This window comes from Pseudomonas sp. D1HM (assembly GCF_019266105.1).
Lineage (GTDB): Bacteria > Pseudomonadota > Gammaproteobacteria > Pseudomonadales > Pseudomonadaceae > Aquipseudomonas > Aquipseudomonas taetrolens.
This window is the reverse complement of sequence record NZ_LRMN01000020.1, coordinates 200,181-215,345: the sequence shown is the minus strand read 5'-3', so window position 1 is coordinate 215,345 and position 15,165 is coordinate 200,181. Positions and strand designations below refer to the sequence as shown.

General features: G+C 56.2%; 13 protein-coding genes. 6 read left to right on the top strand and 7 right to left on the bottom strand.

The features are described 5' to 3' along the window. Positions 1-46 precede the first annotated feature (46 nt). The gene (locus tag AWM69_RS19900) at positions 47-1,378 is read right to left on the bottom strand and encodes a PLP-dependent aminotransferase family protein (RefSeq protein WP_218728099.1); all 1,332 of its coding nucleotides are present in this window, start codon (positions 1,376-1,378) and stop codon (positions 47-49) included. A gap of 129 nt (positions 1,379-1,507) precedes the next feature. Between AWM69_RS19900 and AWM69_RS19895 the strand changes: the two genes are divergently transcribed. Continuing rightward, entirely contained in the window at positions 1,508-2,404 is an 897-nt protein-coding gene (locus AWM69_RS19895) for a DMT family transporter (protein ID WP_218728097.1), read from the top strand. 8 nt (positions 2,405-2,412) lie between these two features. On the opposite strand, the gene AWM69_RS19890 is transcribed toward AWM69_RS19895, so the two are convergent. Continuing rightward, the gene (locus AWM69_RS19890) at positions 2,413-2,817 is read right to left on the bottom strand and encodes a DUF488 domain-containing protein (protein ID WP_218728095.1); all 405 of its coding nucleotides are present in this window, start codon (positions 2,815-2,817) and stop codon (positions 2,413-2,415) included. 252 nt (positions 2,818-3,069) lie between these two features. Between AWM69_RS19890 and AWM69_RS19885 the strand changes: the two genes are divergently transcribed. Next, complete coding sequence (locus AWM69_RS19885) at positions 3,070-3,600, top strand: glyoxalase superfamily protein (RefSeq protein WP_218728093.1); 531 nt, start codon at positions 3,070-3,072, stop codon at positions 3,598-3,600. 157 nt (positions 3,601-3,757) lie between these two features. On the opposite strand, the gene AWM69_RS19880 is transcribed toward AWM69_RS19885, so the two are convergent. After that, entirely contained in the window at positions 3,758-4,846 is a 1,089-nt protein-coding gene (locus tag AWM69_RS19880; protein ID WP_048383126.1) for a membrane protein, read from the bottom strand. Positions 4,847-5,248: 402 nt separating this feature from the next. Further along, complete coding sequence (locus AWM69_RS19875; RefSeq protein WP_218728091.1) at positions 5,249-5,659, bottom strand: tautomerase family protein; 411 nt, start codon at positions 5,657-5,659, stop codon at positions 5,249-5,251. Between the two features lie 203 nt (positions 5,660-5,862). On the opposite strand from AWM69_RS19875, the gene AWM69_RS19870 reads away from it, so the two are divergent. The 4 genes from AWM69_RS19870 (at position 5,863) to AWM69_RS19855 (ending at position 10,315) form a co-directional block, all read left to right on the top strand. After that, complete coding sequence (locus tag AWM69_RS19870; RefSeq protein WP_218728089.1) at positions 5,863-6,750, top strand: LysR substrate-binding domain-containing protein; 888 nt, start codon at positions 5,863-5,865, stop codon at positions 6,748-6,750. A gap of 256 nt (positions 6,751-7,006) precedes the next feature. Then, positions 7,007-7,525: a cysteine hydrolase family protein gene (locus AWM69_RS19865; RefSeq protein ID WP_218728087.1), complete on the top strand. Its 519-nt coding sequence runs from the start codon at positions 7,007-7,009 to the stop codon at positions 7,523-7,525. 191 nt (positions 7,526-7,716) lie between these two features. Then, the gene (locus AWM69_RS19860) at positions 7,717-9,600 is read left to right on the top strand and encodes a DUF294 nucleotidyltransferase-like domain-containing protein (protein ID WP_131654430.1); all 1,884 of its coding nucleotides are present in this window, start codon (positions 7,717-7,719) and stop codon (positions 9,598-9,600) included. Then, complete coding sequence (locus tag AWM69_RS19855) at positions 9,593-10,315, top strand: 3'-5' exonuclease (RefSeq protein ID WP_131654431.1); 723 nt, start codon at positions 9,593-9,595, stop codon at positions 10,313-10,315. Before AWM69_RS19860 ends, AWM69_RS19855 begins: the two co-directional genes overlap by 8 nt. A gap of 63 nt (positions 10,316-10,378) precedes the next feature. Here the strand turns inward: AWM69_RS19855 and AWM69_RS19850 are convergent, their stop codons facing one another. The 3 genes from AWM69_RS19850 to AWM69_RS19840 form a co-directional block, all read right to left on the bottom strand. After that, positions 10,379-12,049, bottom strand: a complete 1,671-nt coding sequence (locus AWM69_RS19850) for a BCCT family transporter (RefSeq protein WP_218728085.1) — start codon at positions 12,047-12,049, stop codon at positions 10,379-10,381. 384 nt (positions 12,050-12,433) lie between these two features. Continuing rightward, on the bottom strand, positions 12,434-13,504 hold the full coding sequence (locus AWM69_RS19845; RefSeq protein WP_218728083.1) for a hypothetical protein: 1,071 nt from the start codon (positions 13,502-13,504) through the stop codon (positions 12,434-12,436). A gap of 13 nt (positions 13,505-13,517) precedes the next feature. After that, on the bottom strand, positions 13,518-14,672 hold the full coding sequence (locus tag AWM69_RS19840; protein ID WP_218728081.1) for a hypothetical protein: 1,155 nt from the start codon (positions 14,670-14,672) through the stop codon (positions 13,518-13,520). Positions 14,673-15,165 lie beyond the last annotated feature (493 nt).

Below are 15,165 nucleotides of genomic sequence, written 5' to 3'. Positions count from 1 at the left end.
GGTGAGGACGGCGTATGGAGGGGCATGCCGTGGTCAGGTGTCACGACTACCGACACGCCCCCACCACCCACTTGACCTTCTCGAGTGCCTCACGCAGTGAAGGCATGTCTACCGAACCCAATGCCAGTCGGAGGGCGTGGGGGACGTGGGTTGATGTGGCAAAGGGTTGGGCTGTCGAGACTGAGACCTGCTCTCGCATCAAAGCCATGACGACCTGGTCGGCTCTGGCGTCTTCGGGCAAGGGCAACCAGATGAAGTAGGAAGACGGGTGCCCCATACACGGCAGCCCCGCCAGTATCTCGCCGGCGAGTTTTTGTCTGGCTTGTGCGTCTGTGCGCTTTTGCGCTTCAAGGCTGTCGACCGTGCCGTCTTCCAGCCAGCCGCTGGTGATCGCGGTCATGACCCCGGGGGTATTCCAGGCAGTAACCCTGATGATGCGTTCCAGCGCGCTGACGCCTGAAGCCGGTGCAGCAATAAAGCCGACGCGCAGTCCGGTGGCGACACTTTTGGATAATCCAGAAACGTAGACTGTTCTTTCTGGCGCCAGCGCTGCCAAAGGCGGCGGTGCGTCCTCGACCAGGAAAGCGTAGGCCGCATCCTCAATGATGTGCAGGTCATGCTTGCGGGAGAGCGCTACCAGGCGCTGACGCTGTTCAAGGCTCATCACCCAGCCCAATGGGTTGTGCAGAGTAGGCATGCTGTAGACCGCGCGTACGGATCGGCTGCGGCAGAGCTGTTCGAGGGCGTCCAGGTCCGGACCGGTGTCTGTGACGGGAACGGGAAGGACTTCAAGGTGCAGGGTGTGCGCCAGCACTTTGAAGCCCGGGTAGGTCAGTGCATCGGCAGCAATCACGTCGCCAGGCTGCAACAGCGCCATCAAGGTCACAGCCAGCCCATGCTGCGCGCCGTTGACGATCAGCACCTGTTCGGCAGGCACGTTGAGCCCGCGCCGTCTCAGATGCCGGGCTACGGACGCCCGCTCGTGCAGGCGACCGCCATGGGGCTGGTAGCGCAGCAACGACTCAAGGTCACCGGATAACGCGAGCTGACGCAAGGCTTGGCGCAATAAATCGGCCTGCCCCGGCACCGAGGGGTAGTTGTAATTGAGGTCCAGCACGCCCGCTGGGACTTCGGACTGATCGATCCCGTGCCCCGGTGGCAACGCTGTTTCCCTGACGAAAGTGCCCCGCCCGGCTTCCCCGCTGACCAGCCCCATCGCTTCAAGCTCTGCATAAACGCGGCTGGCAGTCACCAGCGCCAGTCCATGTGTCACTGCCAGTTGGCGATGGGTGGGTAATCGCATACCGGGTGGCAAACACCCGGAGCGAATATCCGTGGCGAAGGCGTCAACCAGCGACTTATAGCGAGAGCGAGGCATCAGTGATGTATCCATGACAATTTTTTGATTGTCATCCATCTTCAACCGCAAAATGCACTCATGCAACTGCCGAGGCTCCACACCCGTGGAGCCCTTTATTTCAGTCACCCGCTTCAGCGTGAGGCTCCGATGGAACGTACCCGTAATCTGCAAGACCTGACGCCTGAAAGAAACCTCAGTGGCTGGATTAACGGGTTGATCGGAGTGGTCATTTTCAGTGGTTCGCTGCCGGCCACACGGGTCGCGGTGCTGGAGTTCGACCCTGTGTTCTTGACCGTGGCGCGCGCGGCTATCGCCGGGTTGATTGCGGTGGGCATGCTCGGGCTGCTCAAGGCCAAACGTCCAGAACGCCGCCAGCTGTTACCGCTGCTCATTGTAGCCCTGGGTGTGGTGGTCGGGTTTCCCCTGCTGACCGCACTGGCGCTGCAGCATGTGACCTCGGCCCACTCCATCGTCTTCCTTGGCATGTTACCGCTGGCCACTGCCGCTTTCGGCGTGCTGCGCGGAGGCGAACATCCCCGACCTGCATTCTGGCTGTTCTCGATTCTGGGCAGCGCACTGGTGGTGGGGTTTGCGGTGTCTCAGGGACTGACGGCCTCCCCTGAAGGCGACATCCTGATGTTCCTTGCCATTCTGGCCTGTGGCCTCGGTTACGCAGAGGGCGCCAGGCTCTCCCGGACACTGGGCGGCTGGCAGGTGATTTCATGGGCGCTGGTGCTTTCGCTGCCGGTGATGACCGTACTGGCCTGGTTCTGCGCACCCGCCTCATTCGCCGGGATCAGCCCGCCCGCCTGGTTTAGCCTGGGGTACGTGTCGCTGTTCAGCATGTTGATCGGTTTTGTGTTCTGGTACCGCGGGCTTGCCCAGGGAGGTATTGCGGCCGTGGGCCAGCTTCAGTTGTTGCAGCCTTTCATGGGGTTGGCGCTGGCCGCCAGCCTGCTCCACGAGACTGTCAGCCTCGGCATGTTTGCCGTCACCGGCGCGGTGATTCTGTGCGTGGTGGCGGCTAAAAAATTCGCTCGATAGATGCTGGCCTAATAATCAGGGAATCGGGACCGATAGCACGCGGGAGAACTGGCGTCTGCGCAACGCTCCAGCTCGTCTTCCAGCCACTGCGCCAATACGATTGCATTGTTCGCCTCAGGGTCGTGGGCGGAATAAATCAGGGTCAACGTCCCCTTTTCTGCATATTGCAGCAGCGCCCACCAGTGCTGCGGGCTGGCGGCCAGTTCTTTTCGATACGCCGCTGCAAACTGCGGGAAACTCTGTTCACCGCTTTTGAACGCTTTACGTAACTCGGTCGAAGGAGCGGCGTCAGGCAACCAGGCGGTCAGTGGCAGATCTTCCTTCCGGCAGTTGCGTGGCCACAAACGGTCAACCAGCACCCGGGTGCCGTCATCCGGGGCCGCGGGGGTGTAAGCACGTTTGCATTGAATCATGGCGATAGGCTCTGAGCGGATGAGCAAAAGCAGGCAGCCTGCTCCCTTCAGCTTAACCGGTTTGGCGCAAAGTGCCGCGAACGCTTCCACGCTCGAAAGTGGCTGTGTACTATCAGCGCAGGCCGATGCTGCCTGCCGCTCGCTCCCCTAGGGAAAGGTGAAAGCATCTGTACTCCAGACCCTGTTTTAATACTCTTGAGAGTCGAGGTTTGGCAACGCGAGCGCCCATAGCATCGACGCCCGGGAGTCATCATGATATCGATCGAACAAGCCAAGCTCATGGCCAAAAAGCTGCGCGCCTCATTGGACACGCGTCACCAACCCGTGTCCCATTCCACAGCGCTGGAGCTGGTAGCGCAGCAGTTGGGTTACAAGGACTGGAACACCGCCTCGGCGCTGCTGCTCCAGGAACCCGGCCCATCAACCATCACCTTCGACAAACCCATCCCCATCCTGCGCATGTTCGACGAAGCCAAGGCGCGCGAGTTCTACCTGGCGTTCCTGGGCTTCAGCGTGGAGTTCGAGCACCGGTTCGAGGCTGACCTGCCGCTGTACCTGGGGATCCAGCGCAACGGCTTGCAGTTGCACCTGTCCGAGCACCATGGCGATGCGAGCCCCGGGGCGACGGTGTTCATCCCCATGCGCAATATCGAACAACTGCGCGACGAGCTGCTTGCCAAACGTTATGGCTACGGCCGCCCGGAGATTGTCCAGCAAGGCTGGGGGCGAGTCCTGGAAGTCTACGATCCTTTCGGTAACCGCCTGCGGTTCTGCCAGGACTGATCGCTCAGGCACCTGAGTACATTCACCGCAGCTTTCCTCACCCTCACATGCCTGCGCCCAATAAAAACCCCGCTCGAGGCGGGGTTCCATACAGCGCAGGTGCAGGATTCTTATCCCTCCCAGGCTGGCGCCGAACTGACGCTCGGCGCCAGCTGGATCAGGAGGCTGCGTCCAGCTCGGCTTTTAGCGCTTTGGCACTGGAGCGAGTGCGCACCCAGTTGAAGGCGATGGCGAGGATCAGGGCGAAACCGACGTAGCCCAGCAGCGGGTAGACGGTGCCGACCAATTTGCTGAAACCGCCCAGGCTCAAACCCAGACCTACGCACACGGTCACTGCACTGATGAGCTTGAAGCGGCTGGTTTCAGGCTTGGCAAAGCGCGCGCTGAAAGCAAAGAACATCCCTACCGCGGTGCTGTAGACCATGCACACCAGCGCCAGCGACATCACTACCGAGAGAATCGGCGAGATGCGACCTGCAAGTGCCAGCGACGGCATTTCAATGCCCTGCAGCTGGTTGATGTTGGCGAACAGACCGATGTTCAGCAGCAGGATCAGGGCACCCAGACCGAGTCCACCGAGTACACCGCCGAGGGCTGCTGCCTTGGGTTGCTTGGTCATGCCACCAATGACAGCCAGCATCGGGAAGCCAACGGCGATATTGAATGATGCGTACAGCAAGGCACCGACGAACCAGTTGCCCGTGACCGTCTCGTTATTCTCGCGGGCCACCGCGTCTAACGTCTCGATCGGGGCGTTGTAGCTGAAGATCGAGTAGGTCGTGATGACCAGAACCATGGCCAGCAGGAAAGGCATCACCGCACTGATCAAATCGATGATGCGCTTGACGTTCATGCACAGGGTGGCGATCACCAGCACGGTCATCAACACACCGCCGAACAGCGGCGGCAGGTCGTATTGCTGGGCAAAGATCGAGCCGCTACCGGCCAGCATCACCACGCCAACACCGTAAAGGAAGAAGGACAGCACTACGTCGACGACCAGACCGATGCGTGCACCGAACAGGATGTAAAGAACTTCCTTGTGCGAGCTCGCTTGCATCTTCGAACTTATGCGGGCGATCTGCATACCCAGGAAGGCAAACATCAGGCCGCTCACCAGAGTGCCGACGACACCTATCAGCCCATAGCCGGTGAAAAACTGAAGCACCTCCTGCCCTGAGGCAAAACCGCCACCAATCACGACGGACATGTAAGCAAGGGCAATCTGGATGGATTGTTTATTCATTGCACTATTACTCGTTCTTAGACTTATTAGGTGCACGGTGCAGAGAGGCAACCTGCAGCCTCTCATTTCCGTAGAGCGACTCTCTCCGTAACAGCACAACAAAACACGCTGATTTGTTGAACTGTGCAGGCCTGCGGACGCCGACCGCAGTATAGGAAGTGTTGACCAGTCATTTTCACCATATACACAGCAATATCTGGTTAAAAAACAGGGGAAAGATGGCTCTCACGCGAGATAGGTAGCGAACACAACGATATTGACCGCAAAAACACCGGAAATATATTGATACAAGTGCGCTTTTATAAATCAAGGACTTAGCCTGAAGTGACACTTTCGCTTGGCACGCACAGACAAAACACCCGACGGGCGATACACCTGCATGGCCACATGTCTACAGCCGATTCATTCCGCGCTTTGCGATCGGCCATCCGCAAAAGGTTCGTTGCCACGCCCCCCGCCAAACGACCATTCATCGCTGGCCGTGGTGGTGATGACCACCATGACATCCTCCGCATTGAGACCCGGCGCCCGCCTCAGCTTCTCGACCAGATCGAGATAGAAACGCTGCTTCGTCTCGACGCTGCGGGGACGGCCAGCCGTAATCGCAATCAGCACGAAGTCATGGCTACGCGGTCCGCCCATGTAATCAGGATCAAATATCAGCTCGCCTTGTTCATGCTGGTGAATGACCTGGAAGCGATCTGCTTGCGGTACCTCGAAGCTATCAACCAGGGCATCGTGCAGCCCCTGCGACAATGCCTGTAAATACTCGGCCGACTTCCCCCGGTGCAGTGAAATACGTGAAAACGGCATATCCGTTACTCCTGGAGAAAGATGAAGTCAGCCCGTAACCCGCTCAACACCGTAGCGCCCGACTGCCACTCTGAATAAAGCCCCTGATGCGCCATGACATTTCCCCCTCGGATCCGCTAATCGAACGAGGAAACTATCAAGTCGTGATCGTTCCGAATATCAGATTTAATAGAGGCATTCATTCCAAATAAATGGACTATTCAATGCGCCGTCCGACCTTCGATCTTGATGTCCTGCGTACTTTCGTGACCGGTGTGGAGCTCAACAGTTTTGCCAAAGCGGCGGATCGTCTCGACCGATCCACTTCGGCCGTAAGCGCGCAATTGAAAAAACTCGAAGAACAGGTGGGCACCCCGGTGCTGGTCAAGTCCGGTCGGGGCTTGGTGTTGACGCCAGTCGGTGAATCGCTGCTCAGCCATGCGCGCCGGTTGCTGGAGCTGAACGACGGTATTTTCCAGACCCTGCATGAAAGCCAGACGGCCGGGACCATCCGTCTCGGCCTTCAAGAGGACTTTGGGGAGCACTTACTGAGCGAGATCCTCCGACGCTTCGTCCAGGTTTACCCGATGATGACGCTTGAGATCAGGATCGCGCGCAACACTGAACTGCTTGCCCTGGTGGAAAACGCTGGCCTGGACCTGGCCCTGACGTGGGACACGGGTCACACGTCGCCCCATGCCACACGGCTGGGTGAAACGCACATGCACTGGATCGGCGCGCATGACACACCGTCGCCTGCCCGCCTTGATGGCTCAGCGTTGCCCTTGATCCTGTTCGACGCGCCTTGCGTGCTGCGCAGCGCCGCCACACAAGCACTGGATACTGCGCGAATTCCCTGGCGAATAGCCCTGACCAGCCCCAGCGTCGGTGGCCTCTGGGCGGCCGTCGCCGCCGGCTTGGGCCTGACGCTGCGGACCCGCATCGGCCTGCCGGCTCATCTGCGCGTCATCTCCGGCTTGCCTCCCGTCCCCAGCCTTGGCTACGTGCTTCACAGCAGTGGCGACCACCCGAAACCCGCCATCAAACAATTGGCCGCATCGATCAAAACGAGCCTGCAAGCGCACACGTTCGGTTTTGCGACTGCGCAATGATTGAGTTAGTCCGAACGGCGCAGGCCAGAAAAACGCCCCTTTATCTATCAATGTGGGACTTGTATTGCCGGTCTGGCATGACTAATCTCAGGCTCATGGCTAACTTCCGCACCGAACCGACCACCACCACGACTGCCAACGGCGGGTCGTGACAGGTTTCGTGAGCTGATTTACCCCACAAACCCAAAGACCCGCCAGCAATGGCAGGGTCTTTTTTTTGGCCCTGCATTACTGGCTCAACGTAAGGAAACGTCCCATGTATGCACTGCTGATTCTCGATATGCAGGTGGGTCTTATGCACGGCCCCGACAAACCCTGGCGCGGCGAAGCGCTCATTGGCACCTTGCACCACTTGATGAGCAAAGCCCGTGAAGCGGGAGCCCCGATCTTCCTTGCCCGCCACACAGGCCCTGCGGGCTCGCCCATCGAGCCGGGCAGCCCGCTGACAGAGATCATCCAGGAGCTGGAATTGAAGGGTGACGAGGTGGTCTTCGACAAAACCCGGCCGAGCGCCTTTAGGCTCACCGGCTTGGTAGATCAGTTGAAACAGCGCGGCTGTGAGGGCGTGGTGATTACCGGCATGAAAACGCAATACTGCGTTGACAGCACGACCCGAGCGGCGCGCGATCTGGGTTTCGACGCCGTACTGATCGCCGACGGCCACACCTGTTCCGATACTCCGGAATTGAAGGCTGAAGCCGTGATCGCCCACCACAACGCAACACTCGCGGGGCCCTTTTGCCAGCTCGTCCAGGCAGCGGACTGGGTGTTCTGATACAGCCCTCTGATCGATCCGGCCCGGGTCGATCAGAGGGGGGCCGCAACACGCCCTTCGCGCCTAATCACACTGCAAAAAAAGATGAACCCCTCTTTTCGGCGAAATTCGCCCCACATTTCATGGCCGCATGAATTATTGTCTTGCTGCTGCAGCTAGTTGTTTTTTTACTGACCGTTCCGCGAGGCTTCATGGAAATCGAGTTACAGGAAATTCGTGACCACCTTCACCGCCATGCACCTTTCGATGCTCTGCCCCTAGAAACGCTGGACGCCATCGCCCAACGGATCGAGGTCAGATATTTCAAGGCCGGGAGCGACATTCTCGAAGCCGGGGCTGTTATCCAGGACTTGCACTATGTACGCAGCGGGGCTGTGGAGATATATCGGCGTAATGGCGAACTTTATAACCGGCTTGTCGAAGGCGATATCTTCGGCCAAGCCGGCTTATTGCGTAGCAACAAAGTTCGCTTCCCTGCCCGCGCCCTTGAAGACTGCCTGATCTACTTTATTCCGGGCAGCCTGTTCGCAGAACTGTGCGCCCAACATGACACCTTCGCGGACTTTGTCGAAGCCGAGGGCCACTCACGCCTGCAGTCTGCGGTCGAGGCGCAAGGCCGCGCGAGCGAGCTGATCCAACTCAAATGCCGAGCCTTGATATCCCGTGAGCTGGTATGGGTAACCGCAGATACGAGCGTGCACGAAGCGGCCCGGTTAATGACGGAACAGAGCGTTTCCTGCGTAGTCGTGATGGCACCTGGTGCCGCGCAGGCGGGACAAATGGTCGGTATCGTGACCGACCGGGATTTGCGCACCCGGGTCGTCGCGGCGGCACTCAGCGACCGCTCGACATCCATCAGCGAAATCATGTCGGTCGATACGGTATCGATTCAGGCAGACGACTCCGTGTTCGAAGCCATGCTGGTGATGTTACGGCGCAATATTCATCACCTGCCAGTCGTGCAAAGAAACCGAACCCTGGGCTTGATCAATCTGTCGGACATTATCCGCTACGAATCCCAAAGCAGCCTGTATCTCGTCAGCACCATATCCAACCAAACGTCAGTTATAGGCCTGCGCTCGTTGCTACGCGACTTGCGAGGGACTTACATCCGCATGGTGCGCGATGGCGCAACGGCACACATGATCGGCAGTGCAATTTCGGGTATCGGCCGCGCCTTTACTCAGCGCCTGCTTGAACTGGCAGAAAAGAAGCTGGGCCCTCCTCCTGTGCCTTATTGCTTCATGGCACTGGGGTCGATGGCACGCGATGAGCAGTTACTGGTAACCGATCAAGACAATGCACTGGTGCTGGACGACCAGTTCGATCCCGCATTGCATGATGACTACTTCCTTAATCTGGCCACGTTTGTCAGTGATGGCCTGGCCGAGTGCGGATACAGTTATTGCAAGGGTGGAATCATGGCCACCAACAGTCAGTGGCGGCAGCCATTGCGGGTATGGCGTGAGTACTTTAATCAATGGATCGAAAAACCGAATCCCACAACGCTCCTCAATAGCTGCATTTTCTTCGACCTTGACGGCGTTTATGGCCAGCTTGAATTTGTGGAAGAGCTCAAGGTTCTATGCGCGCACAAATCCAGTACGCATCCCCGCTTTCTGAATGCCATGGCCAGGAATGCGCTGAACCGTACACCGCCTTTGGGGTTCTTCCGCACATTCATGCTGGAAACAGATGGCCAGCAAAAACGGATCATCAATCTCAAAGGGCGTGGTACCGCACCGCTTACAGATCTAATACGTATCCACGCATTGGCTTGCGGCAGTACAGCGCAGAACTCTTTTGATCGGCTTGAGGCGATCAGCAACACAAAACTCATGCAACCGGATGCCTTAAAGCACCTGCGTTACGCACTGGAGTTTTTATCCATGGTACGGATCCGGCATCAGGCTGACGCCATAGAGCAAGGCAACACCCCTGACAACTACATCGAGCCAGAGCGTTTTTCCACCAGCGAACGACATAACCTCAAAGAAGCTTTTCAGGTATTGAGCAATGCGCAGAACTTTCTGCGTTTCCGCTATCCGGCCAAGGGCCGGCACTACAATGATTGATTTAACAGCACGTCGAGATCAGCGGGCACTGGACTGGTCAGCCAAATTTAAGCTGTTGGCGCAACAGGCCATTCACCCAGGCCTTAAACGCTATTATGAAGCTGGCGTTATCTCTGCACAGACGCCGATAGAGGATGTGCCATTGCTTGCGATGGACATAGAAACCACCGGCCTCAACCCCGAAGCCCACAATATAGTCAGCATCGGCCTGATACCGTTTACGCTGCAGCGAATACGCTGTGGTGAGTCGCTCTACTGGGTTATAAAGCCGCCATCCGGCTTGAATGAAAAGTCCGTAACGTTCCATCACATCACCCATGCCGATATCTTGCTCGCCCCTTCTTTGCCCACTGTCGTGGAGCCCCTGTTAGAAGCCATGGCAGGCAAAGTCATTGTCGTGCATTACAGGAATATCGAAAGGGCCTTTCTGGATCAGGCGCTGCGTAACTTTCTGGGAGAAGGACTGCAATTTCCGGTCGTAGACACGATGCAACTGGAAGCGCGAATGCACAGAAAGAAACGAGGGTGGCTAGACAGACTTCTGCGTCGTCCCCAGACGTCGATAAGGCTTGCAGATAGCCGCGCCCGCTATAATTTGCCGCCCTACCATGCCCACCACGCATTGACTGATGCGCTTGCAACGGCGGAGTTATTGCAGGCTCAAGTCGCCCATCATTACGCGCCCTCCACGCCCATTGAAGAGCTGTGGAGTTAATCCCCTGAGCCTGTCAGCCAGGTGCACCGGGCAGGCGCACCTGGCTTCACTCAGTACAGTGGCTCAGGAGCGTGGTTCAGACATCAGTCCTTTCACCAGGGAAATACACCCAATCAGCAGCACTATGGCGAACGGCAGTCCCGTTGAGACAGCCATTGCTTGCAAGGCCACCAATCCACCACCCAGCAACAGGGCGATAGCAATCACGCCTTCAATGACCGCCCAGAAAACGCGCTGTGGCACAGGTGCATCGACCTTGCCGCCTGCGGTAATCGTATCGATCACCAATGAACCGGAGTCCGAAGACGTGATGAAAAATACAATCACCAGGACAATCCCCAGAAAGGACGTTATCTCCTTAAGTGGCAAGTCCCCCAGCATCGCAAACAGTTTGAGCTCCAGCACCGCATCCTTGACGCCAACAAAGCCTTCGACTGCGGCCTGATCAATTGCCGTTCCACCAAATGTCGTCATCCACAATACGGAAACCAGCGACGGAACGAGCAACACAGAGACCAAAAACTCGCGAACCGTACGGCCACGACTGACTCGGGCAATAAACATCCCCACGAATGGAGACCAACTGATCCACCACGCCCAATAGAACGCCGTCCACCCCTGAGTGAACTCGGTGTCCGTTCGCCCGAAAGGATTCGAAAGTGCAGGCAGATACTGTCCATAACTCACGAGGTTCTTGAAGAAACCCGTGAATATGGCCAGCGTAGGCCCCACAACAATGATGAATACCAACAGAAGCAGAGCAAGTCCCATGTTGATCTGGGATAACATCTTGACGCCTTTGTCCAGGCCGGAAAGTACGGACCAGAGAGCAATAAGCGTAATGCCTATGATGAGTACGACTTTACTCAGATTCGTCGACTCGATGCCAAACAGATACTCAATACCCGCCGCCGCCTGTTCTGCACCAATCCCTAAAGATGTCGCCAAACCGAACAACGTCGCAAACACGGCCAGAATATCGATGATATGCCCCGGCCATCCCCATACGCGCTCCCCCAGCAGCGGATAAAATATCGAGCGTATCGATAGAGGCAGGCCCTTGTTGTACGAGAACAGCGCCAGGGACAGGGCAACAATCGCGTAGATCGCCCAAGGGTGCAGGCCCCAGTGAAAGATGGTGGCCGCCATCGCCAGGTCGGCAGATGTTTTTGAATCACCCGCAGCCCCCCCGAGTGGAGCCCAATCAGTACGCGCCCCGCTGGCATCGAGAGTGACGCCACCCATCGCTGCCGAGTAGTGCGACATGGGCTCAGCAACGCCGTAGAACATCAAACCGATGCCCATGCCCGCCGCGAACAACATTGAAAACCAGCCAACGTATGAGTGGTCAGGTGTGGCGTCTCGCCCCCCTAACCGCACCTTGCCCAAAGGGGAAACGATGAGCCCTAAACACAACACAACGAAGACGTTGGCAACGCTCATGAAAAACCAGGCAAGGTGACTGGTCAACCAATTGCGGATCGAACTGAACAGAGGCTCAACTTCGTTCTGCAATGCCAAGGTCAAAATGACGAAAAGCAATATGGCGGCTGCCGAAATGATGAAAACCTTACCGTGGATATCGAGCGAGAATGAAAACTCACCTTTGATATTGTCCTGGCCGATAACGTAGTCGGTATCAATCAAATTGGCCGCTCCGCTAGGAGCTGGAATACCATCCTCACCGACAGGCTGAGGATTAACTGGCAGGTCATCCATAGGTATCTTACCCATAAGAGCTTCCTTATTTATGGCACGCATCTGCGTGCAATGGTGTGTAGCCCCGCTGTTCTGATGGTAAAAACGAGATACTGGTGCCGCTATCCTAACAAGCTTTGTCCGCGATTCAGTAACATCCGGTAAAATTCGACTGACATGCATAGCCCGGGTTAAACATGGCGCCATCGGGATATCGCCCGCAACGCATCGCCGTGCGGGCCACCTGTACTTGAAGCGACAGGCTGATAAAGCGCTTACGCTTTAGACTTTCAGCAGCCCACCGTTGCGGTAGGCAGGACGCACCGTCGAAGCAGCAATCAGCCAATGGCAGGAAGTCTCGCAACCCGGCGCGAGGTGTCGATATATCGACTGACTCATCGATAAGCCGGCTGCGGACTCTTACGGTTCCACGCTCATAAAACTTGCAACCTCCGGGCTGTTCACACCTGTCGACTGGAGGGTGCCCTGTAGGGATTTTATGATGAAAGAGTCATTTGAACGTGATGTCTGGCCCCGCTCACTCCGCGCTTGAACACTTCTATTGTTATTAAGAACTCTCGAATTATCACTGGCTTTTAGTTCATTCATAAAAGACTGCAAGAATGCATAGCCAATGAATTTATTATCTTTCAGTACCGGTTGACCATCGGTGTAACGGGAGTGAAGCAACTCGTCAGAAATCGTCATGACATCCTGCCCACCGTCATGAAGCATCGCCATTCTCGTCCAAAACCTCATGGCATCGGGACCATTCGGCAATGCGACCACTTTGGAATCCAGTTCATTTCGACTCACGGGGAGCTTATAGGTCGACATGCCTGACGGATAGTGGGCCTGTGATCTGAAAGCGTACTCCATAAGCCTTGCCGTAGGTTCCATCCACCAGGAACTCTTGAGCGGGGTTTGTCCGTATTGATAAAGGTGGAAGACTTCGTGGGCGACCACAAACCAAAACCGGGTGAATTTTGCTTGCACCGGTTTTTTTGCTGAACCAATAACTTGCGCTTCCAACTGCGTCGATATATCGACTCTTAAGGTGCAGGCCTCTCCCCGCCCTGGGGCTGCGGAGTATCTGACGGGAGAGTTGAATGCCAGCCCGTTCGGCCGAATATTCATGACGTTGATATCAATATATTTAACCGCCCGATACTTTTCCGTCAGCGTTGGATCCGTAAACCCCAACGCGTTATATACCTTTCTGGCCACATCGGCCTGTATTGCAATATTTTCTATATAGTCAGGCACCCCATTGGCATTGCCATCGGCTTGCGACTGTTTTGGAAGTCGGTGATCCTTGCCCGAGACGGGCGCCACTTCCGTATAGAACACACGAATACCGTTCAGCGCGTGAACCTTCTCGAGTTTGTTCAGCTCTGCATTCTTTCTGTCAGTGCAGCCAACAACATGATCGTTCGCAAAGGCATTTGCGGCGAGTAAAAAAATGACAGACGCAAGGCACCGGGCAATCATATCCAACCTCGTTTTATTTAGTCGTTACTTTGCCGAGCGCAAGGCGCTGCATTTCGGCGACAGCACGCTCAAACTGTTGCTTGCGCAGTGCTTTATTCAGCATCCTGGTCAGGTTGATATCTGTCCCCTCCCGGCGGGCGAACTCGTGGTTTTCCCGCAACAACTCCAGATGATCTTTCGCCAGAATGGCTTCCCAATGTGCGTCGTCCTTGTACAAGAACGTTTGCGCTTCCGACAACACGCCCAGCACCTTGAGAGGAATAGCGGTGCGCACACATTTTCGACAACGCCCGCAATTGTAAGCCCCCCCGAAATTACCCAGACAGACTCGCAAATAACGCAGCCCAAGCGCTTTGTTCCAGCGAATGATCGACGCGACCTTCTCGGGCCGTGTCACTTCCGAACCGTCATGAAAAATGAACATCTGCTCATTTGAAAACATTTCGTCGACCAGCGGAGAACTGCCGTGCGGGACCTGGTGCGCGTAGGAAAAGGCTGAAGGTATGCACATGTGCCCGATCACGGGAGACAGGCACAGGCCGATTGAAGCTAATGCACTGCCGTGATCAAACTTTTCCCAATTGGACATGACATGGGTACGAACATTGGTGATTCCAAAAATGGTCTTCACCCCAAGCTCATCGGCCACAGAGCGCACCCAGTCCTCCGACTCTTCTACGCCTACCGTCGTTTCAATGGGCGTTTCCACGCCTCGCATGAAGACCAGATACGTCAAGGGGCGTCCGGCCGCCACACCTTCTTCATGATGTTTTAACAGGCTGTAAAAGGAGTCGACACCGCCGGAAAAGAACGTCGCAGTAGTCTTGCGCGGTGCAGCAGGCAACTCTGAACGCGGGACGGTCCGGATCGGGACTCGCTTGAACAAGGCGGGCCACCACGTGTGATAAATGTCGCGAATGCGCGGCAGCATGACATGGAGCCTGTTCGAGATCGGGGAGACGATCTCAAGCGGCTCATCCACACGCATGGACTTGATCAGACAAGCAGCAGCAAATGCGTCTGCCGTATCGTCTACATGCCCTTCCTCGGCACCAAAGAACGTATAGTAAAGTTCTATCGGCTCACGCTCAGCCGAGTGGAATCTCACCTGGGCTTTAAGCGAAACGCTATCTTCCGAGACTTCGCGGCGAACATTTTCGATAATCATTTATACTGTCTTGTCTGCTTGATTGATGACGTGCATATGAAATGCAATCTCTATCGATCGCCCTGGTCCTGAAGCACATTCGCCTGTTGATCAGAGACCTTCACCTGCCAGACTCAAAGAACATCAACCTAGAAAGCATAGACCCTCCAGCAACGCACAAACTGCAATTTAAATACAGCGCTGCATAAACACCTGTCGCCGCATCAAGTCACACCAGAAGATAACTGTATACCTCCCTTCGATAAAAAACGCGTTCAAGCTTCCTCAAACCCAGTCCTTTCTTCATGGACAGCGAAAAATTATCACCGGATTAGCCTCCAGCACACACCTGATGATCATCCAACATCTTTTGCCCATCATCTTCTTGCGCGGCAGTCACAGGCCGACGGTCAGCCCGTGCTCATTTAGCGGCAGAGCGCTCATTTGCAGCATGGATCCGGACTTACTTACGATCTCGCGGGTGCTGCTGCTGAATGAGACATAAAAATAGAAC

Excerpts from the sequence above, each read along its gene's own strand:
- AWM69_RS19860 (WP_131654430.1), top strand. The coding sequence starts at position 7,717 with ATGGAAATCGAGTTACAGGAAATTCGTGACCACCTTCACCGCCATGCA.
- AWM69_RS19840 (WP_218728081.1), bottom strand. The coding sequence starts at position 14,672 with ATGATTATCGAAAATGTTCGCCGCGAAGTCTCGGAAGATAGCGTTTCG.
- AWM69_RS19900 (WP_218728099.1), bottom strand. The coding sequence starts at position 1,378 with ATGCCTCGCTCTCGCTATAAGTCGCTGGTTGACGCCTTCGCCACGGAT.
- AWM69_RS19855 (WP_131654431.1), top strand. The coding sequence starts at position 9,593 with ATGATTGATTTAACAGCACGTCGAGATCAGCGGGCACTGGACTGGTCA.
- AWM69_RS19880 (WP_048383126.1), bottom strand. The coding sequence starts at position 4,846 with ATGAATAAACAATCCATCCAGATTGCCCTTGCTTACATGTCCGTCGTG.
- AWM69_RS19885 (WP_218728093.1), top strand. The coding sequence starts at position 3,070 with ATGATATCGATCGAACAAGCCAAGCTCATGGCCAAAAAGCTGCGCGCC.
- AWM69_RS19865 (WP_218728087.1), top strand. The coding sequence starts at position 7,007 with ATGTATGCACTGCTGATTCTCGATATGCAGGTGGGTCTTATGCACGGC.
- AWM69_RS19850 (WP_218728085.1), bottom strand. The coding sequence starts at position 12,049 with ATGGGTAAGATACCTATGGATGACCTGCCAGTTAATCCTCAGCCTGTC.
- AWM69_RS19890 (WP_218728095.1), bottom strand. The coding sequence starts at position 2,817 with ATGATTCAATGCAAACGTGCTTACACCCCCGCGGCCCCGGATGACGGC.
- AWM69_RS19870 (WP_218728089.1), top strand. The coding sequence starts at position 5,863 with ATGCGCCGTCCGACCTTCGATCTTGATGTCCTGCGTACTTTCGTGACC.
- AWM69_RS19895 (WP_218728097.1), top strand. The coding sequence starts at position 1,508 with ATGGAACGTACCCGTAATCTGCAAGACCTGACGCCTGAAAGAAACCTC.
- AWM69_RS19875 (WP_218728091.1), bottom strand. The coding sequence starts at position 5,659 with ATGCCGTTTTCACGTATTTCACTGCACCGGGGGAAGTCGGCCGAGTAT.
- AWM69_RS19845 (WP_218728083.1), bottom strand. The coding sequence starts at position 13,504 with ATGATTGCCCGGTGCCTTGCGTCTGTCATTTTTTTACTCGCCGCAAAT.